General features: G+C 52.2%; 24 protein-coding genes and 1 riboswitch. Of the genes, 3 read left to right on the top strand and 21 right to left on the bottom strand.

Annotation, left to right across the window (positions count from 1 at the left end; all coding sequences use genetic code 11):
* Positions 1–30: 30 nt before the first annotated feature.
* The 14 genes from NST43_RS15805 to NST43_RS15870 all read right to left on the bottom strand — a co-directional run bounded on the left by NST43_RS15805 (position 31) and on the right by NST43_RS15870 (position 15,744).
* On the bottom strand, positions 31–1,065 hold the full coding sequence (locus tag NST43_RS15805) for an iron ABC transporter permease (protein WP_209989960.1): 1,035 nt from the start codon (positions 1,063–1,065) through the stop codon (positions 31–33).
* The gene (locus tag NST43_RS15810) at positions 1,062–2,123 is read right to left on the bottom strand and encodes an iron ABC transporter permease (protein ID WP_209989957.1); all 1,062 of its coding nucleotides are present in this window, start codon (positions 2,121–2,123) and stop codon (positions 1,062–1,064) included. The genes NST43_RS15805 and NST43_RS15810 overlap by 4 nt, the downstream gene beginning before the upstream one ends.
* Positions 2,124–2,275: 152 nt before the next feature.
* Positions 2,276–3,310: an ABC transporter substrate-binding protein gene (locus tag NST43_RS15815; protein WP_339225253.1), complete on the bottom strand. Its 1,035-nt coding sequence runs from the start codon at positions 3,308–3,310 to the stop codon at positions 2,276–2,278.
* Between the two features lie 174 nt (positions 3,311–3,484).
* On the bottom strand, positions 3,485–5,302 hold the full coding sequence (locus NST43_RS15820; RefSeq protein ID WP_339225254.1) for an APC family permease: 1,818 nt from the start codon (positions 5,300–5,302) through the stop codon (positions 3,485–3,487).
* Between the two features lie 128 nt (positions 5,303–5,430).
* A riboswitch (cyclic di-AMP (ydaO/yuaA leader) is annotated at positions 5,431–5,591 on the bottom strand.
* A 226-nt stretch (positions 5,592–5,817) separates the two neighbouring features.
* A complete protein-coding gene (locus NST43_RS15825; protein WP_209989949.1) occupies positions 5,818–6,252 on the bottom strand; it encodes a disulfide oxidoreductase in 435 nt (144 codons plus the stop codon).
* Entirely contained in the window at positions 6,249–7,010 is a 762-nt protein-coding gene (locus NST43_RS15830) for a DsbA family protein (protein WP_209989946.1), read from the bottom strand. The genes NST43_RS15825 and NST43_RS15830 overlap by 4 nt, the downstream gene beginning before the upstream one ends.
* 93 nt (positions 7,011–7,103) lie before the next feature.
* Complete coding sequence (locus tag NST43_RS15835; protein WP_339225255.1) at positions 7,104–9,023, bottom strand: ATP-binding protein; 1,920 nt, start codon at positions 9,021–9,023, stop codon at positions 7,104–7,106.
* Between the two features lie 161 nt (positions 9,024–9,184).
* Positions 9,185–10,501 carry a hemolysin family protein gene (locus NST43_RS15840; protein ID WP_209989941.1) on the bottom strand — a complete coding sequence of 439 codons (1,317 nt, stop codon included), beginning with the start codon at positions 10,499–10,501 and terminating at the stop codon, positions 9,185–9,187.
* 316 nt (positions 10,502–10,817) lie between these two features.
* Positions 10,818–11,219 (bottom strand): spore coat protein GerQ, encoded by a 402-nt coding sequence (gene gerQ / locus NST43_RS15845; protein ID WP_339225435.1) that lies wholly within the window; start codon positions 11,217–11,219, stop codon positions 10,818–10,820.
* Between the two features lie 165 nt (positions 11,220–11,384).
* Positions 11,385–11,807, bottom strand: coding sequence for a cell wall hydrolase (locus NST43_RS15850; RefSeq protein ID WP_209989938.1), 423 nt, complete (start codon positions 11,805–11,807; stop codon positions 11,385–11,387).
* Between the two features lie 239 nt (positions 11,808–12,046).
* Complete coding sequence (locus NST43_RS15855) at positions 12,047–12,445, bottom strand: DUF2500 family protein (RefSeq protein WP_209989937.1); 399 nt, start codon at positions 12,443–12,445, stop codon at positions 12,047–12,049.
* A 174-nt stretch (positions 12,446–12,619) separates the two neighbouring features.
* Complete coding sequence (locus NST43_RS15860) at positions 12,620–12,796, bottom strand: hypothetical protein (protein ID WP_209989933.1); 177 nt, start codon at positions 12,794–12,796, stop codon at positions 12,620–12,622.
* A 229-nt stretch (positions 12,797–13,025) separates the two neighbouring features.
* Complete coding sequence (locus NST43_RS15865) at positions 13,026–14,318, bottom strand: YCF48-related protein (protein ID WP_209989929.1); 1,293 nt, start codon at positions 14,316–14,318, stop codon at positions 13,026–13,028.
* 40 nt (positions 14,319–14,358) lie between these two features.
* Entirely contained in the window at positions 14,359–15,744 is a 1,386-nt protein-coding gene (locus tag NST43_RS15870) for an amino acid permease (protein ID WP_209989927.1), read from the bottom strand.
* Positions 15,745–15,944: 200 nt separating this feature from the next.
* On the opposite strand from NST43_RS15870, the gene NST43_RS15875 reads away from it, so the two are divergent.
* On the top strand, positions 15,945–16,868 hold the full coding sequence (locus NST43_RS15875; RefSeq protein WP_209989924.1) for an L-lactate dehydrogenase: 924 nt from the start codon (positions 15,945–15,947) through the stop codon (positions 16,866–16,868).
* Positions 16,869–17,147: 279 nt separating this feature from the next.
* On the opposite strand, the gene NST43_RS15880 is transcribed toward NST43_RS15875, so the two are convergent.
* Both NST43_RS15880 and NST43_RS15885 read right to left on the bottom strand, forming a co-directional pair.
* Positions 17,148–18,077, bottom strand: a complete 930-nt coding sequence (locus NST43_RS15880; protein WP_209989921.1) for a tyrosine-type recombinase/integrase — start codon at positions 18,075–18,077, stop codon at positions 17,148–17,150.
* Between the two features lie 35 nt (positions 18,078–18,112).
* Entirely contained in the window at positions 18,113–19,024 is a 912-nt protein-coding gene (locus tag NST43_RS15885; protein ID WP_339225256.1) for a LysR family transcriptional regulator, read from the bottom strand.
* Between the two features lie 120 nt (positions 19,025–19,144).
* Here NST43_RS15885 and NST43_RS15890 point away from each other — a divergent pair, with 120 nt between their 5' ends.
* Positions 19,145–20,419, top strand: a complete 1,275-nt coding sequence (locus NST43_RS15890) for an amino acid permease (RefSeq protein ID WP_339225257.1) — start codon at positions 19,145–19,147, stop codon at positions 20,417–20,419.
* A 604-nt stretch (positions 20,420–21,023) separates the two neighbouring features.
* Here the strand turns inward: NST43_RS15890 and NST43_RS15895 are convergent.
* From NST43_RS15895 to NST43_RS15910, 4 genes are all read right to left on the bottom strand, one after another.
* Positions 21,024–21,416 (bottom strand): IS110 family transposase, encoded by a 393-nt coding sequence (locus NST43_RS15895; protein WP_339225258.1) that lies wholly within the window; start codon positions 21,414–21,416, stop codon positions 21,024–21,026.
* Positions 21,397–22,107, bottom strand: a complete 711-nt coding sequence (locus tag NST43_RS15900; RefSeq protein ID WP_339225259.1) for a transposase — start codon at positions 22,105–22,107, stop codon at positions 21,397–21,399. The genes NST43_RS15895 and NST43_RS15900 overlap by 20 nt, the downstream gene beginning before the upstream one ends.
* A gap of 416 nt (positions 22,108–22,523) precedes the next feature.
* Positions 22,524–23,900, bottom strand: a complete 1,377-nt coding sequence (locus NST43_RS15905; protein ID WP_339225260.1) for a DUF4179 domain-containing protein — start codon at positions 23,898–23,900, stop codon at positions 22,524–22,526.
* Positions 23,897–24,433 (bottom strand): sigma-70 family RNA polymerase sigma factor, encoded by a 537-nt coding sequence (locus NST43_RS15910; protein ID WP_209989915.1) that lies wholly within the window; start codon positions 24,431–24,433, stop codon positions 23,897–23,899. The genes NST43_RS15905 and NST43_RS15910 overlap by 4 nt, the downstream gene beginning before the upstream one ends.
* Before the next feature lie 137 nt (positions 24,434–24,570).
* Between NST43_RS15910 and NST43_RS15915 the strand changes: the two genes are divergently transcribed.
* Complete coding sequence (locus NST43_RS15915; protein ID WP_339225261.1) at positions 24,571–25,521, top strand: alpha/beta hydrolase; 951 nt, start codon at positions 24,571–24,573, stop codon at positions 25,519–25,521.
* A gap of 82 nt (positions 25,522–25,603) precedes the next feature.
* Here the strand turns inward: NST43_RS15915 and NST43_RS15920 are convergent, their stop codons facing one another.
* Positions 25,604–25,960: a hypothetical protein gene (locus NST43_RS15920; protein WP_339225262.1), complete on the bottom strand. Its 357-nt coding sequence runs from the start codon at positions 25,958–25,960 to the stop codon at positions 25,604–25,606.
* Between the last annotated feature and the right edge of the window lie 33 nt (positions 25,961–25,993).

A 25,993-nucleotide genomic window follows, 5' to 3' on the forward strand; every position in this document is an offset into this window, starting at 1 on the left:
CTTAGATTTTTTAATATATACATCCCTGTGTTACGCTTTCGATGTGGCCAAAAGATATAAAAAGTACGGAGCTCCAATGATCGCTACCACGATACCTGCAGGTACCTCTGCAGGCTGCAGGATCCAGCGCCCGATCGTATCTGCCGTAAGCAGCAGCAGGGCTCCGAGCAGAGCAGCCGCAGGCAGCAGGATCTGATGGCGCGGACCGACCAGCCTGCGGGCCAGATGCGGCGCAATTAGCCCGACAAAGCCAATGCTGCCGCTTACCGATACACAGGCTCCTGCCAGCGCAACAGCCGCAGCCAGCAGCCACCGCCGTTCCCGTTCGAGCGGCAGGCCCAGTCCCTTGGAGAGCTCATCGCCGAGATTCAGTACGTTGAGCACCCGGGCTTTGTAGAATGCGAAGGGCAGCAGGATCAATATCCAGGGCAGCAGGGCTAGCACAAACCGCCAGTCTCCGCCCCAGATTTTACCGGCCAGCCAGATGGCTACGAACTGATAATTCTGCGGGTCGAGTCTTAATGACAAAATAAGCTGAAAAGCATATATCCCGGCACCCACAGCAATCCCGATCAGGATCAGCCGTGTCGGCGAGAGCCCATCCTCCCGCCTGTAAGACAGGAAGTAGACCAGTGTTGCAGTAAGCGAGGCTCCTGCCAGTGCCAGCAGCGGAAGCACGAGGATCGGAGCTGCTGTAGTAGCCGGTACAAAGGATATAAAGATCAGTACGGCGAATCCGGCTCCGGCATTAATCCCCAAGGTGGAAGGCTCAGCGAGAGCATTACGCGACAAGCCTTGCAGAATTGCACCGGCTACCGCGAAGCCGGCACCAATCAGCAAGGAGATCACGATCCGCGGCAACCGGAAATCAAACAGAATCAGCTGCTGCTGCTTGGTGCCGTTGCCGGATAGGGTATGTAGAACCTCGAGCGGTGAGAGACGCATAAAGCCGGTATTCATACTGACCAGAAACAGAATGACGATAAGTACAGCAAGCAGTGTCAGAATACCAGCCTCTCTGGAACGGCGCGGTTTGGCCGGGGGGAATGAGGTGTAACGGTTCATTTGAGCTCCCCCTTGCGTTTGCTGGCCAGATAGATGAAGAACGGTACACCAAATACGGCAATCAAGGCACCTATCGGTGTTTCGTATGGCGCATTAATCATCCTGGCCGCAATATCGGCCACCAGGACCAGAATGCTTCCAAGGACTGCGGAGCAGGGAATAATCCAGCGGTAGTCAACCCCCACGAGGTAACGCGTAATATGCGGAATGATTAATCCGACAAAAGCGATCGGGCCCACCGTGGAGACTGCCGCTCCGGCGAGGAGGACGACAATAATCATCCCTGCGGTCTGTACCAGACCGGTGCGCTGTCCGAGACCCGCTGCAACATCCCTGCCCAGGCTCAGAAGCGTAATCGAACGCGACAGCATCAGCGCACCGATCAGGGCCGTCGCGACCCAAGGAGATATTACCTGCAGCTGCTTCCAGCTCGCTCCGCCAATCCCCCCGGCCATCCAGAAGGCGATATCCTGAGAGAGGCTGAACAGGATAGCAATGCCCTGGCTGACCGCCAGCAGCATGGCACTTACTGCCGCACCGGCGAGGGTCAGCCGAAGCGGGGTCAATCCGCTATGGGAGAGTGAACCGATCCCGAATACCAGCAGTGAGGCCACAGCCGCTCCAAGGAAGCAATACAGCATGATATACGCGAAGGATAATGTTGGCGCGAAAGCAAAAGCCAGGGCCAGGCCAACACCCGCTCCTGCATTAAGCCCGAGCAGCCCGGAATCCGCCAGCGGGTTGCGGGTCATACCCTGCAGAATCGCACCGGCAACGGCAAAACATGCGCCGACCAGCGCCCCTGCGGCAGCCCGGGGAATCCGCAGCTCCCGGATGACCTGATGCTGGGGCAGCTCCGGATTGAACCGGAACACCGCCTCCCATACGGTAGCCAGCCGGATATCCGCTGCACCAACCGATACAGATACCATCAGGCCGAAGACAATCGCTGCTATTCCCAGCACCAGAATAACAGCAGCGGCAAGCGGCCGCGACCGAACAGGAGTGTTCCCTTCATCAGAAGGAGCTTGTAGAGCAGAATCTGTGGATGAAGCCATATGCCGTCTCCTTATCAGGATTATTAGGGAAATATAAATGATTATGATTCTCATTATCGCAAATATATGAATATTGTTCAACTTAAAAAAGAGGCAGGCTTCTATATCCTGAGGATATAAAAGCCTGCACAATTCTCCGGCCGGTAAAGAACCTATTTTACAAAACTGCTCAGAATATCATCGATGGTCTTGGAATTGGCTATAGGACCGCTGTACAGCCAGCTGGTATCTTTGCCGAATTCGTGAACATTCCCTGCCTTAACGGCCGGAATTCCCTTCCAGACTGCGCCTTCTGTAATCTCAGCTCCGCTTGCCTTGTCACTGTTCACCAGAATGATATGCTCTGCAGTCAGCTCAGATAATTTCTCCAGTGAAATGGGATTCCAAGGTGCTCTGGATTCTGCAGGAATGTCGGTCACGAGATTCGGGAGCTTCACTCCAAGATCGCCATACAATACCGCACCGCTGCTGCGGGTCTCATCTACAATGAAGAAATTCTTTGACACCAGCCACAGAACAGCTACTGAATCATCGCCGATTGCCGCTGTTACAGCCGCTTTGGCTGAAGCCGCTTTCTGATCATAGTCTGCAATAGCCTTCTCCGCTTCCGGTGTCTTATTGAGCAGCTCACCGACCTTGAGCAAGGCTGCGCGCCAATCACTGCTGACCTCGTCGCCGAGTACATAGGTTGGTGCAATCTTGTTCAGCTGGTCATAAAGACCGTTCTGAACCGACCCCTCCGACTGGACAATGTGGAAATCCGGCGTGAAGCTGGTAACCGCTTCAAGCGGCAGGTCATAGCTGATCGGCGGAACATCCTTAAGCTCAGCAGCGAGGTAAGCCTGGGTACCGTTCTTCGTAGACCACTGGGCAACCGGAGTCACGCCGAGTGCCACCAGATAATCCTCCAGATAAGAAGCAATTACACGCTGCGGATTAGCGGGGACGGTCACCTGATGTCCCATTGCATCCGTTACGGTCTTCTCCACAGCGGGTGCAGCGGGTGCAGCAGTTGCTGCAGGTACCGCAGTGGCTCCCACGGTTGCCGAAGGTGCGGTGCTTGCTCCACCGTTACTGCCTGCATTGCTATTATTATTTCCGCAAGCGGACAGCAGCAGTGTTGTAGTCATAAGTCCGGCCACCGCCAGCTTCCCGCTTCTGGATCCTTGCAGGTTGAACGAAAACATTGAATACCCCTCCTGTATGTTACCCTCTTGATTGGCAAAAGCCCTGTTACCTTCACCTTGTCTATACTGATGATATTGATTCTCATTCTCTATGTCAACCAATAACTTATAATAACGTAAAAACGGCCGCCTCCGCATCAAGCAGAAACAGCCGTCTTCTTATAATCTTCTATATTATTTATGCAGGTGGAACGGAACCGTAGCGATGACAATGTCCTTCTGATTCATCAGATAAGAGCGGATGAACAGGCTGGTCTGATTATGCAGCACGGCCTGCCACCAGTGCTTGGTAACGAATTGCGGAATCAGGACGGTAATATGGTCCGTTGAAGCCGTCTTCCACTCCACCGTATCAATGAATTTCACCAGCGGGCGGATAATGCTGCGGTAACGGGAGCGCAGGACAATCAGGCGCACTCCAGGGTTCCACTCTTCCCACTTCTGCTCCATCTTGTGAATCTCCTCTTCATCGAACCCTACATAGACCGCCACAACATTATTGGTCAGTGACTTCGCATAGCTGATCGAATGCAGTACAGCGCGGGTTACACCAGCGACTGGAACGACTACGGTGCTTCCTTTGATACAAGGCTTATCAGTAGCCGGACAGATCCGTAGCTGATCAGCAATATTCATATAATGGCGGTGAATCCGGTGGAACACAATAATGACGACCGGCAGGAAGATGAAGGCCATCCACACGCTGGAGAATTTGGTGATAATGAAGATTAGGGTAATCGTTAACGTGGTGAGCATTCCAACCGTATTCACGGCGAACTTGCTCTGCCAGCCTTTCGGCTTCGTTCTGTACCATTGCACCATCATGCCCAGCTGCGACAGCGTGAACGGAATGAATACCCCTACTGCATATAATGGAATGAGTCCTTCCGTATTCCCGTGAAAAGCCGCTACCAGCAATGCCGACATCACGCCGAGGAAAATAATCCCATTGGAGAAGCCGAGCCGGTCGCCGCGCACCATGAAGGCATGGGGCAGATATTTGTCTTTGGCGAACATGAACGCCAGCAGCGGGAAGGCTGAGTACGCCGTATTGGCTGCCAGGAACAGGATAACCGCCGTAATACCCTGAATGAAGAAGTACAGCCCGCCACGGCCGAAGGTAGACTGGGTAATCTGTGAGACCACTGTAGCCTTCTCATCGGGCATGATGCCGTACCAGTAAGCGAGCACCGTAATTCCTGTGAACATCACCCCGAGAATAAGACCCATAAGCATCAACGTTTTGGCTGCATTTTTCTCCGCCGGCGCTTTGAAGTTAGGAATGGCATTGGAGACTGCCTCAACTCCGGTCAGAGCCGAACAGCCGGAGCTGAACGCCTTCAGCAGCAGGAACATACTCACATTCGACACCGCCGAGCCAATCTCAGGAACATGGGCGTGGGCGCCGCCGGTCATATATTTGAAGACCCCCGAGATGATGAGCACGAAGATGGAGACAACGAACAGATAGACCGGGATAGCGATGAAGGAGGCCGATTCGGTCACCCCGCGCAGGTTGACAATCGTTAAGAGTACGATAACAGATACCGCTATAAGGACACTATGATTATGCAGATTTGGAAAAGCCGAGGTGATCGCATCCGTCCCCGCCGAGGCGCTTACCGCCACCGTCAGAATGTAATCCACCAGCAGCGAGCCGCCGGCCAGTAGCCCGGTATGCACCCCAAGATTGGTTTTGGCTACAATATAAGCACCTCCGCCCTGCGGATAGGCGAATATCGTCTGCCGGTAAGACAGAATCAGGATGGCCAGCAAGCCCAATACGGCTAATGCAATTGGCAAGGAGTACCAGATGGCGGTGAACCCGGCGGCCACCAGTACGATTAGAATTTGTTCTGTTCCGTAGGCTACAGACGATAGCGCATCAGAAGACAGGACAGCCAGTGCTTTCACCTTGGATAACTTTTCATGATCGAGTTCGTTCGACTTCATCGGACGCCCGATCAATAGTCGTTTTACCTTGCTTACCATTGTAATAACAGTTCCTCTCTTGGTTAAGTTGAAATGGGCTTTCCCTGCGCTGTTTTCATAAGTGGATTTCATAAATGCAGGCACCAAAATAAGCATACGGAAATGATCCGCATGCCTAATGTGCATGGTCATTATCCCACTAGTAGCTTACGAGGTTAGCTGGCGGATTCGGACTGTGGTAGCCCTACGGTTACAGGTCCTTGCGGACTGCTCCGATTCACCCCTTTTGGCCTTGGCCAAAGTGTGGTTCCCCCGTTTTTCCTTCCGGAAAATTCAGCGCATATTCAACTTCTCACAAGGACTAATATTAAGCTACAATGCGTCTTCCGTAAAGCGTGGAAACAAATGAAAAAAGAATGAAAAGAACTCAAAACAACCAAATTCATCATCCGGTATGTCTTGATCTTTCATTCTCTTTCATTATCCCTATATCACGTGATTTTACAGGGTTTTTGCATATTATTTTTTGCTAAAATTAAGGGGATTCTCTTCTCTTCCTTCTGTCCGTCAGCTTCTTACTCTACAGGCTCCTCTTTGCGTCCTGTCCATAGTAAAATGGAAATTAATGCAAACGCGATGAGTGCCAGCAAAGGGATCGTTATAAATCCGAACCAATTCAGATAATCCTTGTTGCACGGTACGCCGATTGTACAGGGAATCACTTTGCTGAGTGCCGGTATTTTCTGCTCCGCATAATGATAAATGGAGATGCTCCCGCCGATCAGGCTAAGGGGAAGCACATAAGGAATGATCCGCTTGTCCGCCCGGTAGGTGGCGATCCCCAGCAGGAACAGCTGCGGGTACATGAAGATCCGCTGGAACCAGCACAGCTTGCACGGCTCGTAATGCAGGACCTCACTGAGATATAGGCTTCCCGCTACAGCCACCACACAGACGAACCAGGCCAAGTACAGACAATTACGCCGGCAGAAGGCAGAGAAGGCGGTCATTGGGCGGTTGCAGCTGCTGCTGCTGTTGCTGCTTGAATCTGGGCGTCAATCGCCTCCATATTGAAAGGCTCCTTCACCTTGATGCCATTCACGAACAAGGACGGTGTATTCGTTACGCCCGCATCCGTGCCAAGCTGAATATCCCGGTCAAGCTCCTTTTCATAGGTACGGCCATCAATATCCTTGCGCAGCAGGTCATAATCCACCGGTAGCTCCAGCTGCTTGGCAAGACTCACCATGAAGTCAGGCGTAGCCCATTCCTTGTCTTCATTCCCCTGATTGGCATAGATCGCATCGAAATACTTCCAGAACGCTTCCTGGTTCTGATGATAGACCGACAGCGCTGCAAGAGAGGCCGTTCTCGAATCCTGGGCGATGAAGGCCAGATTCACGAAATAGAAGGCGGCTTTATTCTGATCCACATAGCCCTGAACGATCTGCGGTTTGATGACACCGGTGAACTGGGCGCAAGCCGGACATTTGAAATCGCCGAATTCCACAATTTTGACCGGAGCATCCTCCTTGCCAAGCCGCATCATTTCACTGTAATTGAAGGCAACCGGCTTACTGTCTGTGCCGGCAGGCGAAGAGTCCTTCGAAGCAAGCATGAATAAGCCTACAAAAATAATAATGACGATGGCCACCGTACTCACGATCAGAATTCTCGTTTTCTGCTTCTGCTGCTCCTGCTCTGCCCTGCGCTTCTCCTGCTTGCTCATCTGGGGAGCCATGACATTGTTCTTTTTTGTTTTGCTCAAAGAGAGTTCCTTTCCGTCCTCTGGACTGTCGTGATAAAAGAATAGTTACTTTCAAATTATATAATGTTAACTCTCTTGTTGGCAATCGCTGTCTTAGACAGCTTCGTTCTCCTCCGATGACTCCCCGCCCCCCGTATCCTGGCCGAAGAATACCTCTGGGGAATGCTCCTGTGATTGTAGCCTGATTCTGAAGAAGAACTGTGTGCCGCCCCCCTCTGCCGGCTCTGCCCAGATCTCTCCTTGCATCAGATCGACCAGCTTCTTGCAGATCGCAAGGCCCAGACCCGTGCCGGGGTATTTGCGGGTGTGCGACCCGTCCACCTGCGAGAAGGACTGGAAGAGCAGCTGCAGCTTATCCGGTGAGATGCCAATGCCAGTATCACGTACCATGAATTGCAGAGCCTGAGCGGTCTCCCTGAGGCCATAGGACTCCACCTTAACCGTTACCGTGCCGGATGGCGTGAATTTCACAGCATTGCCGATCAGGTTGATCAGAATCTGGCGGATACGCGGGGCATCCCCGGTGAACTTGTCAGGAAGCCCCTCTTGGATCTCCAGCTTCAGGGATAACGGCTTGTCTTGTGTGCTCACCATGAACAGCTCTATGCAGCCCTGAAGCAGCGCCTTCAGCCCGAAACTATCCTTATTCAGTGCCAGCCCATCCGCCTCCAGCCGGGAGATATCGAGAATATCGCTCATCACATGCAGCAGAGCGTGGCTGCTTGTACTCTGAAGCCGTAGGAGCTCCAGATGTTCGGGATTACTGATCTCCTCGGCCAGCAGCTGGTTGACACCGATAATACCGTTCAGCGGTGTGCGGATCTCATGGCTCATGGTAGCCAGGAACTCGCTTTTCATCTTCACCGCACTCTCTGCGGCATCCCTGGCCTCCAGCAGCTCATACTGATACTTCATCAAGGCAGTCACATCCTCGGCCACGATATAGACCCACTGCTCCGTATGATGCAGCAAAGGAAAGACGGTGACACTACAGATCAGTTGCTCCCCGCCTTTGCTTCGGACCTTCAGCTCCAGCTTGGAGGACTGCCCCCTTGAAGCGCGCGTTATGGCATCCCGTACGGCCGCTTCATCCCGTTCGCTGTATAGTATCGCCTTATAATTCCCCAGTTCTTGACTGCTATATCCGGTAATGTCCCGCAGAGCAGGATTAGCACTGATAATCTTCTTGCGTGCAGGATCAATACAGATCACCATGTCAGGGTTATGCTCGAAAAGGGCAGTATACCGCTGCTCGTTAAAGGCCGCTGACTCGAGTATCCGCTGCCGGTCCCTGTACAGCAGAGCCAGGACGATCGACACAATGAACAGGAAGGAGCCGCAGAGGATCATTCCCAGAATGGAATCCTTCAGATAGAGCACTTGCCCGGCTGCACTGGACGATTCTCCTACAGGGAATGAAGCGCCCGCCATGGCAGCGTAGTGAATGCCTGTGAACGCGCCGGTCAGGGTCAGGACAAGCAGCAGCTTTTTGAAGCTGAACATATTGTAGGTATGCTCCAGCCACTTCGGGTCGTAGGATGCGGTCACCACCGGGACGATCAGAGCGAACAATACCGCCAGTATAATGGAAAAGGCGCCTTGATCATACGTTGCTGTAAGCCTCATCGACAGAATCCCGCTGAAATGCATAATCAGGATGCCGCTGCTGAACAAGAGTCCGCCTAAGGCCAGGTAGATCCTGCTGCGGGTGTGCGGGTTATTCAACATCACTAACAGCATATATGAAGCTGCCACGGGAATGATTAGAGAGAACGCCAGTAATGGCAGGTTATACGATACCGGAACGCCCATATCCATTGCGCGCATCCCGATGAAATGCATGCTCCACAGGCCTGTGCCAAGCACCAGGGAGATGAGTAGGATATACCGGGAGCTCCGCTTCCCGCGAAGCAGCCGTTCCGTCAGATCCAGCGCCGTGAAACAGGAGAGAAAGGCTATAGCAACCGATAAGAGGACAAGCAGATCATTGTGTGTGTTAAAATGATGTTCCAACGCTCCCGCCCCCTTTTTGAATCGGATATACTGCATGTATTTACACTTCCTTACCCGCCTTAAATCCACCCGAATCGGAGAAACGCCAGAACAATTCATCCGTATAATGACAAAAAAGCACAGCGCTATAGTAGCGCCATGCTTATAGTGTATGCAGCAGCTTATGCTCCGGCTTCTTCTGTCAATAACTGCAGCTTCAGCAGCTTGATCCGGGAAATCCGCTTATTGTCGGTTTCTTCGACCACGAATAAATGATTGTCAAACTCGATGGACTGGCCCTTTTGCGGCGGATTGACCTCCAGCTTGGAGTATAGCCACCCGCCGATCGTGTCGTAATCATGGGTATCCATATGAATTCCGAGCTTGTCGTTGATCTCTTCAATCAGCATCAGTCCATCTATGGAGAACTCATCCTCTCCCAGCTTCTCAATGCCGGCCCGCTCCTCGTCGAACTCATCCTGAATCTCGCCAACAATCTCTTCCATGATATCCTCCAGCGTAACCATACCCGAGGTACCGCCGTATTCATCAATAAGAATGGCGATTTGGGTCTTGGCACGTTGCATGACCTTAAGGAGACTGCTGATCTGAATCGATTCCGGCACCGTCAATATCGGACGGATCAATTCAGTATAGCTCGGCGCCTTCTCCCGGATCATATCCTTAATGTGAATGAAGCCGAGGATATGGTCCTTGTCTCCGTCACAGACCGGATAACGGGTTCTCATGCCATCGAAGGCAATCTCCAGATTCTCTTCCGTCTCCAAATGCGTGTTCAGACAGATCATTTCCGTGCGCGGAATCATAATCTCTCTGGCCATCGTGTCGGCGAATCCAAAAATATTATCCACCAGCGTCATTTCTGTATTGTCGATCAATCCGCTTTTGTTACTCTCCTGCATCAGAATGCGGATTTCTTCCTCCGTATGCGCAGTTGCCAGCTCGGAAGCCGGTGTGAGACGGAAGATCCGCAGCAGGGCCCGGGCCAGCCCGTTAACCACCCAGATGAACGGAAACATGATCCGGTAGAAAACGTTCATCGGTCCCGCAGTTAACAGAAGCACCGCCTCAGCCTTGTTCACAGCTATGGTCTTCGGTGCAAGCTCGCCGAGTACGATATGGAGAACCGTGATGAACATGAAGGCAATAATCAGGGAAGTGACAAATACCGTGGTCTCGTCAAAGCCCAGCCCTCTGATCAGCGGCCCCACAATCGTGGCCACGGCCGGTTCTCCGAGCCAGCCCAGTGCAAGCGAAGCAAGGGTCACCCCAAGCTGGCACGCCGACAGAAAGCCATCCAGATTATGGACGATCTTCCTGGCGGCCAGCGCCCTCTTGCTGCCTTCCTCAATCAGCGATTCAATGCGCCCGCTGCGCACCTTCACCATCGCATACTCCACCGAAACGAAAAAACCGTTAAGCAGCACAAGCAAAATAATAAGTCCTACATGTAATATACCAGGTAAAGGGTCGCTCAATTTATACTCCTATCCACCGTAATCTGTACGGATGGATAGGCCCACCTCCTTCGTTTGCTCAAAATGTCAGATCTGATAACGCCAGTAATGCCCTTGCGTATCAATTCCCCAATGCCCTCATCTCCTATACAAAATCACGGATTATAAATAATACTTTCATTATATAAATATATTAGGTGAAACAGCAAGCATGCGTGTCCCCTTGAAAAATACAGCATATGCGCGTACGGGAGCATAAGTAACGGCTGACCCCCTTCAAACAAAGGTGGACAACCGTTTTTGGGTTATTCTATGGATAAATGGCCGGAAAAGCGGATTAACAGTTGCGCACTCCCAGCGGATTCCCGATAACGCCCGGATATTGATAGACAAGCGGCTCTTCAAAAGTAGCATAATCGAAGTTTACCATCAGCAGCACGACCCGCTGTCCGGTAGCACGGTCACTGATAATCAGGTGGTCACGGCCCGCAGCTTCCAGCACCCCGGTATAGACCTTGGCATTCCAGTCTTTGTTGTTCTCATACGTGAAATAGAAGGTGCCTACCTTGCCAAGGTTCAGGCGGAAAATGTTCTCCACGTAGGACTGTTCAAACACAGGTGCGGCTGTTGAGACCACCGTGCCGCCCGGCATCATGGGACTGCCGCTGCTCACCTGCGGGGGCATGGCGACCATGGTGCCCATGTTTCCCATTTTACCCATATTCCCGATGTGTCCCATGTTATTCATGTTATTCATGTTATTCATATTGTTCATGTTGTTCATGTTATCCATATTGTTCATGCTGCCTGCGGGATTGCTGCCCATCATATAAGGAACTGGGCGGTACGGTTGAACGATCATGTACGGATTACCTCCTAAAGTGTAATAATTGCTTTGTCTTGCCTAGTATACTGCCGGACAATCTCCCTGTGTCGGAGTGAAGAAGCAGTGAGCCTTGTAGCGTCCGGTATTCTGCTGATTGTACCAGTTCGCCGGACAGTCGCCGACAGGGCGGAAGAACCAGAGCGCATTCGAGGCAGGCCAGGTTCTCTCCCCGTTAATCGCACGTTTCGCCAGCCGGATATCGGCTTCCCGCGCCCGTTGATAGAAATATCCCTTCTGCGGGGCTTCAAAGCCGCCTGGGCTCTGGTACACCATGTCGTTCACACTGCGGATGTTGTTGAAATCCAGACAATTGCCAAGAATCCGGTTCACGCCGACATTGCCGACCATCAGCATGCCTGACTCCCCATCCTCTTCAGCCTCTGCCCGCATCAGCCGTGCAAGCACCCTTACGTCCTCCGAGTTTGTTTTGATGACAGCCACGCGTTCTCCTCCTTGCCTTCATTTCATTGATGGTGAAGCCATACAGACTTCGATAGTCTCCGTTGTTCTTTTACTGCTCGCTGTATTGTATGTGCATTCGCCCAAGAGGTGACAGTCTGCGCCCAATTTCCTGCCCTGCTTCATCCCATCCCCTTACTGACGATATGCCAAAAAAACCCTTGCTCCACAACGGGAACCAGGGGGTTACAATCACCATCTATATTACATTGCCATCTTAGCTACTCCGCCGTGGAGTAATGAGGACGCCGCTGAAAGCCATGATACCGCGTACCCTGATAGGTCAGTATGCCTTGATCCCCCTCAGCGCTCATTCCGTATTCCTGGCCCTCCACCTTGAACTCCCTGCGCATCCCATCCTCAGCTTCGTAGGTCAGATAGTAGGTGGTGCTGGTCCGGCTGGAGAGACTGTCCTCCTGAGACTGCTGCTGGCGCACTTCGGTCCGCTTACTCACGATACGGGCGGGAATGGACTGCAGGGGGGCATTATTATTCCGGCTCCACTGAAGCAATCCCCGGCCCGCTGACACAGCGATGATCCCCACGACCAGAGCGAGAAAGACCGGCAATACCGTTCCTGTAAAATCGAACAGCCAGGATGGATCACTCCCCGTTCCCATTGTCTCTTCCCCCTTATTCCCAGGTAGTTAGCTTGCCTGCCCCTATAGGCTTCTCTACATGTATATGCCTCTTGTCTGCAAGACAGCACCGGAAGGAACAGCAAATAGACCATTCAGGCTCCGGTGCTGCCGGGAACTTAAATGGTCTAGGGTAATACCCGAGTGGCGGTTACATTAAGCATGTACAAGGTCTAACAGTTGTCTGGTTTCGTTCGTTTCTTCCGGCATCATACCGTTCTCTGCCCAGCAAGCCTTGCATTGTTCTTCCGTCTGGCACAGGTGAGCGTCATCGCAGTGGTAGCATAATTGCATCAGGTTTCTAGTCATATAATCCGTTTCAAAAGTTGTCATTGTAATCTCTCCTATTCGGGTTGAAGGTTTGTTTGAAAGTTTGTGAAAAAATGAACTTGCTTTCTATGTGTTAAATATATCACAGGATTCAAAGTTTGTCATGTGATTTATTTCACATTTTTAAAGAAAATTTTAAATAAGATTTTTCCTTATATTGTAGGGGCCTTTAAAGGGAGCTGTTGGGAAAAAAAGAGGCTATCCGTCAGAACGGACAACCTCCTCTATAGTATTACATTACCCGCCAGCTCTCGCCGCCGTTGGTGGTCTGAAGCAGGATCGACCGGCGGTCCTCCTCCTTGGAGATCAGCAGCCAGCCGACATCGCTTGAGATGAATTGCAGCTTCACGACCTCCGGATACTCCAGCAGCTTGGACTGTAGCACAGTGCTAGCCGGAAGGGCCGTCCAGGTCACTCCCTGGTCCACTGTCTTATAGAGCAGATTACCCTCCAGCGACCAGCCTGTCATGGAATTCAGGAAGTCGGGTGCCAGATTGCGGTTCATGCCGGACAGCGGCGGCCGCCCGAACGTGGTGAACTTCCAATTCTCTCCCCCGTTGGCGGTAAAATAGCCGTTAAAGGTCATGCTGCCTTCCTTTTCCTTCTGACAGCCGACCGGCATCCAGCCTCCCGCCGCATTCGCTCCGAAGAATTCAGGTACACCCGTAACGACCCGGTCACATCCGGCAAAGCTGTCATTCACCAGGAATTCAGAACCGGATACCCAGGTGGACCCTCCGTCCTTGGTCATATAAATCTTGGGCAGAGCGCCGGTCTGCAGCATAACAAACCCGCGGCTCTCGTCATTAAAGATCATCCCGGTTGTTACCCCGGCATGCGGGATGGAACTAGTCGGCAGATTCGGATTATACTGCTCATTCTGCATCACCAGATTCCAGGTCGCTCCGCCATCCTTGGTAGCATACAAGGCTTTGCTCTCTTTGGTGGCACTCGCATCCCACTTGGTCATCAGCCAGCCCTTCGAGGGTGAGCTGAAATAGATGGAGGACAGTTTATTGGAATCAGGAAACGCAGAGATCTGCCAGCTATGTCCCCCGTCAGTGGTACGCAGCACCACAGTCTCGGTGGAGCCGAACGAGCTGCGGATAATCCAGCCGTGCTCGGGGTCGGTGAAGAAAATCTCTTTGCCATACACCGGATTGTTCAGAAACTGCACATTCGTGGCTGGAGAAATATTCGCCCAAGTCTTGCCGTTATTCAGTGTCATGTACATTCGCAGCTCGTTGCGGGTCACTCCCCAGGCCAGTCCCGCTGAAGCGTTCAGCAGCCGGAAATCGGTCAGCCGGGTCTGAATCTGATATTTCGGTGCGCTGTCGGCATCGATATTCTTGTTATCGGGGGTGATGACCGTGATCATCTGCCCTTCTTCCGGCGCTTCAGTCGGCTGAGGAGGCCGGGTCGGCTCTGGCGAAGGCGCGGACGAGCAAGCCGAGAGAACAAGCAGAGTCATAAGAAGCATCAACACCACTCTTAGAACCTTGGAATCTGAAGCTTTGGCTGACAATGCTCTCTCTCCTTTTCTTCATGAATGATGATTTCAAAGATTATTTCTTCGTATTCAGATTACTGCGTTTATAGCCGTACAGCGCGTAGATGACCAGCCCGATTGCAACCCAGATTATGAAGCCAATCCAGGTCTCTCTGCCGAGATTATACATTAAGTAGCCGCAGGCAGCCGCACTTAAGAGTGGAACCAGCGGAACCCAGGGAACCCGGAAGCCTCTTTGGAGATCTGTCTTCGTCCGGCGGAGCATAATTACACCCAGAGACACAACCAGGAAGGCAAATAAGGTGCCGATGCTCGTCAAATTCGCCAGCCGGTCCAGAGGAACGAAGCCGGTAAGCACAGCGATAAGACTGCCCACCATCCACGTGCTGCGTACCGGGGTATGCGTCTTAGCACTAACCTTGGATAAGCTCTTCGGCAGCAGCCCGTCCCGCGAGATGGCGAACAGCAGCCGGGTCTGACCGAACAGCATAACCAGCAAGACGGTGGTCATCCCGGCAATAGCGCCGACAGAGATCAGTCCGGCAATCATATTCTGACCCACGAACCGCAGGGCGAAGGATACCGGATCACTGACATTCAGGCTCTGATAAGGCACAATGCCCGTCAGGACCAAGGATACGGCGATATATAAGACTGTACAGATAGCAAGGGAGGAAATAATCCCGATCGGAAGATCGCGCTGCGGGCGCTTTACTTCTTCTGCGGCGGTTGAAATGGCATCAAAGCCAATGTAGGCAAAAAATACAGTGGCCGCGCCATTCATCACGCCATGAATCCCAAACGGCAGGAAGGGCGTCCAGTTCTCCGGCTTCACATAGAAAATACCGGTGACGATGAACAGCAGCACCACCGAAATCTTAATTGCGACCATCACTGCGTTAAAACGGGCGGTTTCCTTAACTCCCCGCGTGAGCAGATAGGAGATCAGCAGGATAATGATGACGGCAGGCAGATTAATGAAGGTTCCCTTATCCGCATTATACGCTCCAGACAAAGCTGTGGGCAAATGTATCCCGAAGCCCTCCAGCAGACCCTGGAAATACCCGGACCATCCGCTGCTTACCGCTGCGGCGGCAACCCCGTATTCCAGTACAAGGTCCCAGCCGAGCACCCAGGCCAGTAATTCGCCGAAGGCTACATAGCTGTAGGCATAAGCGCTGCCGGATACCGGCAGGGTGGACGCAAATTCAGAATAGCACAGGGCGGAGAGCACACAGGCAATTCCCGCGATGATGAAGGAGAGCACCAGTCCCGGGCCGGCATGCTCCGCAGCAGCCACTCCCGTCATTACAAAGATCCCGGTGCCGATAATGGCCCCCACCCCAAGCATCGTCAAATCCATGGCGCCCAGTGTCTTGCTAAGCTTCTCCGCTCCGGCATTCTGGGGAATGGCCAGCGGTTTTTTGCGGAATAAATCCATACTTCAGTTCGCTCCTGTCAAGTGGTTGAGTGGATAATAGAAAAACCTTTGTTAGCTTACCCTATTTCGGGTAATGGATGAAAAACGGACAGCTTGAAAACACTATCCCTAGCGATTATGATGGATAAGATTGGACCGCATGTGGAATGGCTCAGCCTTCCTTATACTACCAAAATACAAATGCTGGAGGAGATTTAACCATGGCCCCATTTAAGCCCAATCGTGTTGTAGTCATCGGTACCGGTGCAGTCGGAACCACTACAGCCTACACGCTGCTGCTGCGTAAGCGTATGCCCGAGCTTGTACTGATCGATGTGAACCACCAGAAGGCGCTTGGTGAAGCGCTGGATATGAACCATGGCATGCCTTTTGTTGGAGGTGTGAAGCTATGGGCCGGTACCTATGAGGATTGCCGTGAAGCCGACATTATTATCGTCACAGCCGGAGCCTCCCAGAAGCCTGGTGAAACCCGGATCGACCTGCTCCGCAAGAACATCTCGATCTTCAAAGATATCATCCAGAAAATCACGAAATACAACCAGCACGCCATCCTGCTGATTGCGACCAATCCGGTCGATATCCTGGCGTACGCCACCCTGAAGATCAGCGGCTTCGATCGCAGACGGGTTATCGGCTCAGGAACTGTATTGGACAGCGCCCGCTTCCGTTACCTGATTGGAAAGCACAAGGAGATTGACCCGCGCAGCATCCATGGGCAGATCATCGGGGAGCATGGCGATTCCGAGCTGCCGGTCTGGAGTCTCGCCAATGTCGCGGGGATTGATCTAGGCTTCGATGAAGCCGAACGCAAAGAAATCTTCGAGGATACGAAGAACGCCGCTTACGAGATCATTGATGCCAAAGGATCAACATCCTATGCCATCGCTCTGGCCCTGGACCGCATTGTTTCCTCTATCCTGAACAATGAAGGTTCCGTGCTTAATGTATCCACCTTGCTGAACAACTACAACGGTGTCTCCGATGTGTTCCTCGGCGCGCCATGTGTTGTGGACCGCTCGGGTGTACGTGAAGTACTGGATCTTCCGCTCAGCGAAGAAGAACAGAGCTTGTTCCAGCAGTCCGCTGACAAGCTCAAGGGTGAAATTTCCAAGCTGGAGCTATAATTCCAGCCGGAACAAGCCGGCCGCCAATCCGCAGGGATTGGCGGCCTTTTTTTGAAATCCAAGCATTGAAATCTAGAATCCAAGCATTTACAAGCCGCGAAGACGCGTTAAGCGACTAAAGTAAATTATGCGGTTGATTTCACAATCCGTTTTTCCCTTTCTCATGGTAGCAATTCATAGACAAGTTGTCATCCTCAAAATGCACATTTCATGTAATTTATGCGTTAGGGTATGAACAAAAGTTCATAGTTCAATGGATAATAATGCTGGACAGGCCGATTACAGGCTGCCGCTCAGCTTATCAGCACTGCTGATTTGCAGTCGGGACATGGCCTCTTCCTTCTCACGGCTCGTAATATGCGTATATACTGTAGTCGTCTGAATGGAAGAATGACCCAGCAGCTCCTGCACGGTCCGCAGATCCGTGCCCTTGCGCAGCAGCATGGTGGCGAACGAGTGCCTCAGCTTATGGCTCGAATAGGCGCGCTGCTGGGAGGAAGGCAGCTCACTCTGGTAACGGCTGAAGGTATCCGCAGCAATGCCTTGAATCCCCCGGATCGACAGCCTGCGGCCCTTCTGCGAGATGAACATAGCTTCTTCTTTGCTGCGCCAAGGGACCAGCCGGTCCGCAATCGCCTGATCGAGATACGGGGCCACATCCTCCGGAACCGGAATGCCCCGCCATTTGCGCCCTTTGCCGAAGACCCGCAGAGTACGTCGGTCTACATTATAATCACTCAGATTCAGCGTATGTACTTCCCCTACCCGCAGCCCCATATAGGACATGAGCAGAAAGACGGCCAGATTACGGCTTCTATACTTGCCGTCTACCGCCGAGAGGAAACGCTCCAGCTCTTGCTCCTCCAGATAGACCGGCTCACGGTTTTTGTCAGTCTTGGATTTCTTGATTCCTGCCGCCGGGTTGATGGATAACAGCTCCAGCTCCGACAGTGCCTTGAACAGACAATTTACCGAAGCGTGCTTACGGTTACGGGTGGCATCGCTGACTCCCCGCTCACGGACCGAGGTCAGGTAGGACACCACATGCAGCTTCTTGACCGTTCCCAGCTCCCTGCCGTTCAGGCTGTTCAGGAACTCCCGCACATCGGCAAGGTAGGATTTCTGGGTATGTGCTGTATAACCGGCATCCTTCATCCAGATCAGGAAGGCCTCCAGCTCTTCTTCGTATGTTAATTCCAGCTCATTCATGATCTGTCCCCTCCCTCTTAAGTACAACTATTATATCATTCCTCCGCAGCAGCTTCTCTCCATCCGCCAGCATGCTTCTCTACGACTCTAAGGAACTCGCTGAGCACAGGAGACTTCCATTTCTTGTTATGGTAAGCGGTCTGGGTGGCTACCCGCTGCGACTGGTCATTCCAGTTCAGCCGGCCCAGCTTGCCTTCGGCCAGCTCGCGCTGCACTGTAACCTGCGGCAGAAAAGAAAGGCCGAGTCCGGCCATCACGCACTGCTTGATCGCTTCAATGCTCCAGAACTCCAGATTCGGATCAGGAAAGACGCCGTGGCTGTTCAGATGACGTTCAAACAAGGTGCGGTAGGTGCAGCCCGCTTCGGTATGCAGAATGGTTACGTTCTTCAGCTGATGCGGCTCCACTTCAGCAAGCTCCAGCAATGGATGATCCAGCGGAGCCACCAGAGCCATGGCTTCATGGATCAGCGTCTCACAGTACATATCCTTATACTCTGTTTCCGGCTGTAGCAGGAAGGCCAGATCCAGCTCCCCGGAGCGGATGAATTCGGTCAGCTCCCAGCAGGCCCCCGGCTTCAGGGTAATCTGCACCTGCGGGTAACGGCTGCGGAAATCCTTGATAATTCCGGGAAGCCGGAAGGCTGCCAGGGATTCCGGTGCGCCAATCCGCAGCGAACCGGATATTTCGGTCTCAGACCGGAGGGCATTCTCAGCCATCGTGTGCATTTTGGAGATTTCCTGGGCATAAGGCAGCAGACGGCGGCCTGCATCGGTAAGCATAATCTTTTTGCTGATCCGGTCGAACAATGGCTGCTCCAGCTCTGCTTCCAGAGCCTGAATCTGTGCGGTAATACTGGACTGGGCGTAGTCCAGCTTCTGCGCAGCGCGGGTGAAGCTGCCTGTCTCTACAACCACAAGAAAGGTAAACAGATGCTTCGATTCCATAGCGGACCTTCCTTTGATCCATCGGTTTTTTGAATGGATGTTATTTGATAATTCCGTTTTTCCAATGGACCTATTATCTGATACTCTATAACTAAATACAAGGAAAGCGGGATTATACATATGAAGAAACACACCCCGTTACAACGTACTATCGGCATGCCTCAGGCCATTGCCTTATACATCGGGGCTGTCCTCGGCTCGGGGGTATTAATTGTACCCGGACTGGCCGCCGAGATAGCTGGCCCTGCTTCGCTGCTGGCCTGGGGCTTCATGACCCTACTCATTCTTCCCCTTGCCTTATCCATGGGCCTGCTCTCCGCCAAGTTCCCTAACGCCGGGGGCGTCTCCCACTTTGTTACGCTAGCTTTTGGGCCGAAGACCGGGGCCCTGGTCGGCTGGTTCTTCCTGATGTCCGTTCCGATCGGCGCGCCAGTCGCCGCATTGACCGGTGCAGGATACATGACCGCAGCGATGGGCTGGGGCGATTCGGCAAGAATCGCCCTTGCCGCCGGGATGCTGGTGATTGGACTCCTAACGAACTGGATGGGTATGCAGGTCGCCGGTAAAGTGCAAATTGCTGTGGTGATCGCTATAGTTGCTGTACTGGTCTTCTCTTTTGCCGCTGCGCTTCCGGGGATGGAGCGTGCCCACTTCACTCCATTTGCGCCGCATGGCTGGACGAGTGTCGGGCAGGCGGCGGCGATCCTCTTCTGGTGCTTCATCGGCTGGGAAGCCGTTTCGCATCTGTCCGAAGAGTTCAAGGAACCGGAGCGGGCTGCGGTCAAGGGTGTGACCATCGCGGCCATCATTGTCGGTGTCCTGTATTTCCTCTCGGCACTTGCTACCGTAGGTACGCAGAGCTATCTGTACGGCGGAGCCGACGCTTCCCTGCTCTGGATCATCAGCCAGCCGCTGGGGGCCTGGGGCGGCTTCATCGCCGGACTCACAGGTCTCTTCATCTGCACGGCGACGATCATTGCCTATGCAGGCGCGGCTTCACGCGTGGCTTATGCCTTGTCGCGGCAAGGCTATGCTCCGGGCTGGATGGGCCTTTTATCCAATCGTTATCAGACGCCTGTGGGGGCAATCGGCTTCCTGACGCTCTGCTTCACCCTGATATTATCGCTCTACGGCAGCGGAGCGCTATCGATAACCACACTGATCACTTTCCCCAACGCCACCTTCATTCTTACCTATATTGGAGGTTGTGCTGCTGGAATCCGCCTCTTGCGGGGCAGCCGTGCAGGCGTAACGATTAGCGTCATTTCCTTCGCCGCCACACTGGCCGTGTTCCCGTTCACTGGCTGGGCAATTCTGTACCCGCTGCTGATTACGGTGGTGTTTGCCGGGGTGGACTATTTGAGAGCAGGGGTAAGGCGTGTGGGGAAGCGGTGAGGGGTAATTTACTGCTACTTTACTACTGAACACTTTGGAGTTGGACTCGAAGCTTGGTCGTCACTGCGGTGAACATTTGGCCCTCCGGCCGCTGTTGTATTTGGATTTCTTTATTTAAACCACTCTTCGTGGTAGAAATCCAAATACAAAGGCGGACGCTACCGCTCCTACAGTTCCAAATTTCCCCTCCGCTTCTTTTTGCTTTTTGTTAATTTCTTAAGTGCTTAAAACAAAATGACCTGCGGCTGCGCATCCATCCCGTGTACCTGCATGCCTGCACTTTGTATTCGGCTTTTGATATACATTCGGTTCGCAGTCTTCATGCCTGCATATTGTATTCGGTTTAATACGAAAATAAAAGTATCGGAAAATGCGCCGCAGACTGGATTTTGACAAAAAAAGACCCACCGCCCCAAAATAACGTTTCGTTTTTTTTGAAAAAGGGGAGACTATTGGATAGGATTTAATTGCACGCTATATCCTAACTGCTGGATATATTTCACGTACCTATCCAACGGGTTTTTCTTGGACGTCTCATCGCCTAGTGAGACGTCTATTTCTTGGTATGACCTTTTCTCCCGCATCAGGGCATGGAGGATTCGAATCAGCAAATGCGCGGTGGCGACGTTTGCTTTTTTATCTCCCCGTCTCTTACGAATTCGTCGAAAGAATTGCCCGATCCGATCCGGTTCGATGAGCGAGAGTTCGCCCAAGCCGCCTGACACAAGGCCCCTTTCAGATGCTTGTTCCCTTGCATCGTTTTTGACTTTTTTCGCTTTCCTGCGCTTTCGTTGTTACCCGGACACACCCCCGCCCATGAAGCAAACTGCGCATCACTCGGGAACATTTCCGCGACATGCGGCCCCACTTCTGCAAAGATGGTCACGGCAGACGTCCGCTCAATTCCTGGAATGGAGTCAATTTGTTCGATCATCTCCAGGTAGGGTTCTGCATTCGCCTCGATTCGAGCTTCCAGTTCAGTGATCCGTTTCTCCAAATAGACCAAGTGGTCTGAGTGGTCTCGAATCATCTCGCGATGATGACGGCGCAACTTGCCATTGAGCGCGCCCTAGCAACTGCGGAACTTTCTTTTTTAAATGGGTTTTGACCAGGTTTTTAACGGTCACTTCGTCTACTACCTCGCCGTCCATGATCTTCTGGAGCAGGCCCCGTCCTGAAACCCCATATAAATCGGACATAAAGGTGGTTAGCTTGATGTTGGCATCCTGCAGGATTTTGTGGATGCGGTTTTTCTCCGCCGTCACCGCCTGCACCATCTTACTCCGGTAACGGGTCAAGTCTCGCAAATCCCGGATGTCTTGTTCTGGCACCATACTGCCTTCAATGAGCCCGCAACGGTGCAATTGCGCTAACCAGCGCGCGTCTTGGATGTCACTTTTTCGACCCGGCATATTCTTTACCCGCCTGGCGTTGGCCAGGACGAGGTCACAACTGCCCTCTAATATGTTCCATACCGGTTTCCATAACACGCCGGTACTCTCCATCACCACCTCCCGACAGCCGTGTTCATTCAGCCAATCTTGCAGGCCTAGCAATTCTCTGGTTGTCGTCCCAAAGGTTTTCAGGTGACATTGTGGTTTCTGTTTGATCGGTCCTTTCAACACGCAGGCCACAACGCTTTCCTGGTGCACGTCTAGACCCGCGCAACACATACGTACAGCATCCATTCCAACCATCCTCCATCGTCAGCTTACAAATCATGCGCTCGAGTGAGTGTAATTTAATACACGTACTTTTTGGGGGTTACAATAGGCGATGCTCGAAAAGCGCAATAGAACGGTTTTTCGCACGGGGGTATCCCAGTAAATCGTCCGCCCTTTGATTTGTATATGTAGTGTTGACGACTACAGCATCTTTTAAAATGGATGCGACTGATGCCACCCACTTATTTTCATTCCTGGGGGTGACAAGGCCTCTGTCTTGTCATGCCTGTTTTTCGCATACATCCTGCTCGCTGTCTTCATATCAGCATATTGTATTTCGTTTTTCGCATACATTTGGTCCAGGCTATCCTCAAACAGGCCACGCCCATCCATGACAGGACAGGCGCGGCCTTTCTTTTATATGCGATGAATTTCAGAAGCTATTTGGCCCACTGAACCGGAATCCGCAGACGGAATTGTTGTATATCCTCCGGATATGAGAAGGACCGGGCCATAATCTCAAGCTTATCAGAGGGCTGCACGGGCGGAAAAATCAGTTTAAATGCCAGTTTATCCCGGCTAATCCGCACCGGCTGTCCTTTGGGGAAGATCGGATCATCCTCTTCCTCCATTAAGCTAAGCGGAGTATTCTGGCTCATCACCTGACTTGCCTCATAATATACAACCGTCTGCTTCTCCTCATAATCAACGGCCGTAACCTTAACGGTTCCTCCCTCATTCCCCTTTAGATTCAGCGGGAGTGAACCATTTAAGCGCTGACGATCTTCATGTGATTTAATCTGCGCATTTTCTAGTGTCTCATAGACGATCAGTGTCATATATTGCGGTTTGGGATTAAACTCTGTAAGCGGTGAGAAGTTGAAATAATAATACTCATCAGTAGCTCCATCTCCTCCTTTATTCATATACAAGGTTCCAATATCATCTTCAAGCATTACATTAAGCCAATCATGAGGATAACTTTTCATCACAATAACTTGCGAAGTTAGAGGCCCCAATGTCAGTTTGTCTACAGTATATAATGAGTTATCATACATGAAATCCAAATTCTTGGGATAGACGGTTGTGCTCAGCGCGTTACTCTTAGCCCTATCTAGCAGAACAGATACATCCCAGTTTCCCCTCGTTGTCCCAATACAGTCAATACTCATATTTAATCTTAGCCGATCAGGCAGATCCTTATCCCCGAAGCTTAGACGGGTTGTACCTACGAAGGTATGGTCCCCTGTAATTGTGAAGTCATGGGTTGATATCCTTTGTGGATGATGCCCTTCGAAATTAAGCTTATAGAAGACTGCCGCTTCCTTGCCGGTAATAGGCGCTGACGATGACGGATAGGTTACCTCATAATTTAGTACCAATGAAATACCATCGTAATATTCCTCTACCAGATTGAAGGTTATTCCTTTATCTGCAATGACCGCACCTGCCGGACTGCTTAGATGCTTCTCTTCAATGGGCTTCAATTCTTCTCGATCCGCACCTTTGGCATACAGATAATCGAAGAAAGGAATGACGCGTAGCGCCTCTGCTACCGGGGGCGAGATGAATCCGATCCCTATAATGGATCCGGCTGTAACCGCCAGCGCAGCTGTGGCGCCGATGATCCGCTTCCTGTACGGTGATAACCGGTGTCTGCCCCTTGGAGCTTCCTTTACTCTTCCTATATGTAGCTGCCATAACTCATCAAAATCAACAGAAGAAGGCATACTGTGTATCATGTGTTCAGCTTCCTTTTGTAATTGTGCGGTTACTGCTTCGGATTCAACATCCAGCCTGTCCTTAGCTGTCGTCATTTAAGCCCCTCCTTCATCATCAGCACACCGGGGTCAAGTTCGCCGCATTCTCTCAGCTTGCGCAGTGCCGCATGAAGCCTGGATTTGCAGGTTCCCAGCGGAATACTTAGTACCTCTGCGGTTTCGGGAAGCGATAATCCGGCATAATAGTGCAAGGTGATCACTTCCCGCAGCTTCGCGGACAGATGGCTGACCGCTTGCCATAACTCCAGCTGACTCTCACTATGCAGAGCGAAGCTCTCGGCGGAGTGCTCTTTTCCCTCTATAGGAACGCCCGCCAGCAGTTGTATCCAGGTCTTCCTGCGTAACAGATTACGGGACGTATTTACGGCAATCCGGTACAGCCAAGGCCGAAGCGGCCTGGAGGGATCATACAAATGATATTTTGCAAAAGCACGCAGAAAAGTCTCCTGGGTAATATCATCGGCCAGCACCCGCTGCTTGGTCATCATAAGGGCAATCCCATAAATATAAGAGGAGTGTACTTCAAACATGTCCTTGGCCTGCTGTTCTGTGATGGGATAATCCTTCACGCTCGCTTCCTCCCCTTTCTTACTGGATATACGCTTTGACCCGGCTCTTCCGTTCGCTTTACGTTTCAGAAAGTTGTCAGGCGGTTATGGATGAGGAGAGCTTGACCTAATCTGCTAGAAGAAGGAGACTGTAACCTATGTCTGATTATAAAAGAGTGATTCTTGAACCAGCAGCTCAGAAATTCGCCGATGATAATGCCAAGCCTCCCTTCCTGCCCGATCTGGGTCCGGAAAAAGGCCGCGAAACGGTCAACACTGTTCAGGCTGACGATATCGAAAAACCCGAGGCAGATCTTCAGGATCTGACCGTAGCCGGCGGCCCCGGCGGTGAAGTGAAGGTCCGCATTGTTCGTCCGGTAGGCACCTCCGGCACTTCCCTGCCGGTCATTCTCTATATTCATGGCGCAGGCTGGGTATTCGGCAACAGCCATACGCATGACCGGCTCATCCGCGAGCTGACTGTGGGTACGGGCGCTGCCGTGGTATTCCCGGAATACAGCCTGTCCCCGGAAGCCAAGTATCCTACAGCCATTGAAGAAATCTATACGGTCCTGGAATGGATTGCCCGTGAAGGCTCCATGTACGGACTGGATGCTACCAGACTGAGTGTGGCTGGAGACAGTGTCGGCGGTAACATGACTGCTGCCATCACCCTGATGGCCAAAGAACGCAGCGGTCCGGTCATCTCTAAGCAATTGCTTTTCTATCCGGTTACAGACGCTTCCTTCGATACCGAATCGTATCACCAGTTCGCGGAAGGCTATTTCCTCCAGCGCGATGGTATGAAGTGGTTCTGGGATCAATATACCACCGATCCTGAGCAGCGGGCACAGATTACGGCCTCTCCGCTGCGGGCCAGTCTGGACCAGCTTAGCGGTCTGCCGGAAGCCTTGATTATCACCGGTGAAGCCGATGTGCTTCGTGATGAAGGGGAGGCCTATGCGAATAAGCTTCGTGAAGCAGGCGTTCCCGTTACGGCCGTACGCTTCCAGGGCATTATTCACGATTTCGTGATGCTGAACGCGCTGGCAGATACTAAGGCTAACCAGGGAGCTTTGCTGCTGGCAACGGCTTGGTTGAAGCACTAGCTCCCGCATCATAAGAAAGCCCGTAACGGAACATCACTCCGCTGCGGGCTTCTTTTCGTGTATATCTGCTTGTCGGTATCCTCTATTTGCGCTGGGAATAGAACTCCGCTGCTTTGATCAGCATTTCCTTCAGTGAACCGAAGGAGGTGGTCTTTGATACATGCTCATCGAGCTGATCCTGCGGGAGCGATTGTATCTCCTCTGCCGAGCCGGCAGAGAATCCTCCTTTTTGCAGCAGCTCCTTCAAGGACTCGAAGGGAGTGAACTTTTGCAGAAAAGAACTCGATAGCAGCTGCTCCAGCGGCAGCTTCTGTAGCAGTTGCTCGACAGGCAGCTTATCCAGCGGCAATTTCTGCAGCAGCTCTCCTACCCGTCCTTCTTTGAGGGAACCGACTACTCCTTGTAGTTTATCGCCTAATCCTCCAATGTTAAATCCCATAAGGTCAACCTCCTGAATAATTGTAGTTGATCC

The organism is Paenibacillus sp. FSL H8-0332 (assembly GCF_037963835.1).
GTDB lineage: Bacteria > Bacillota > Bacilli > Paenibacillales > Paenibacillaceae > Paenibacillus_AQ > Paenibacillus_AQ rhizoplanae.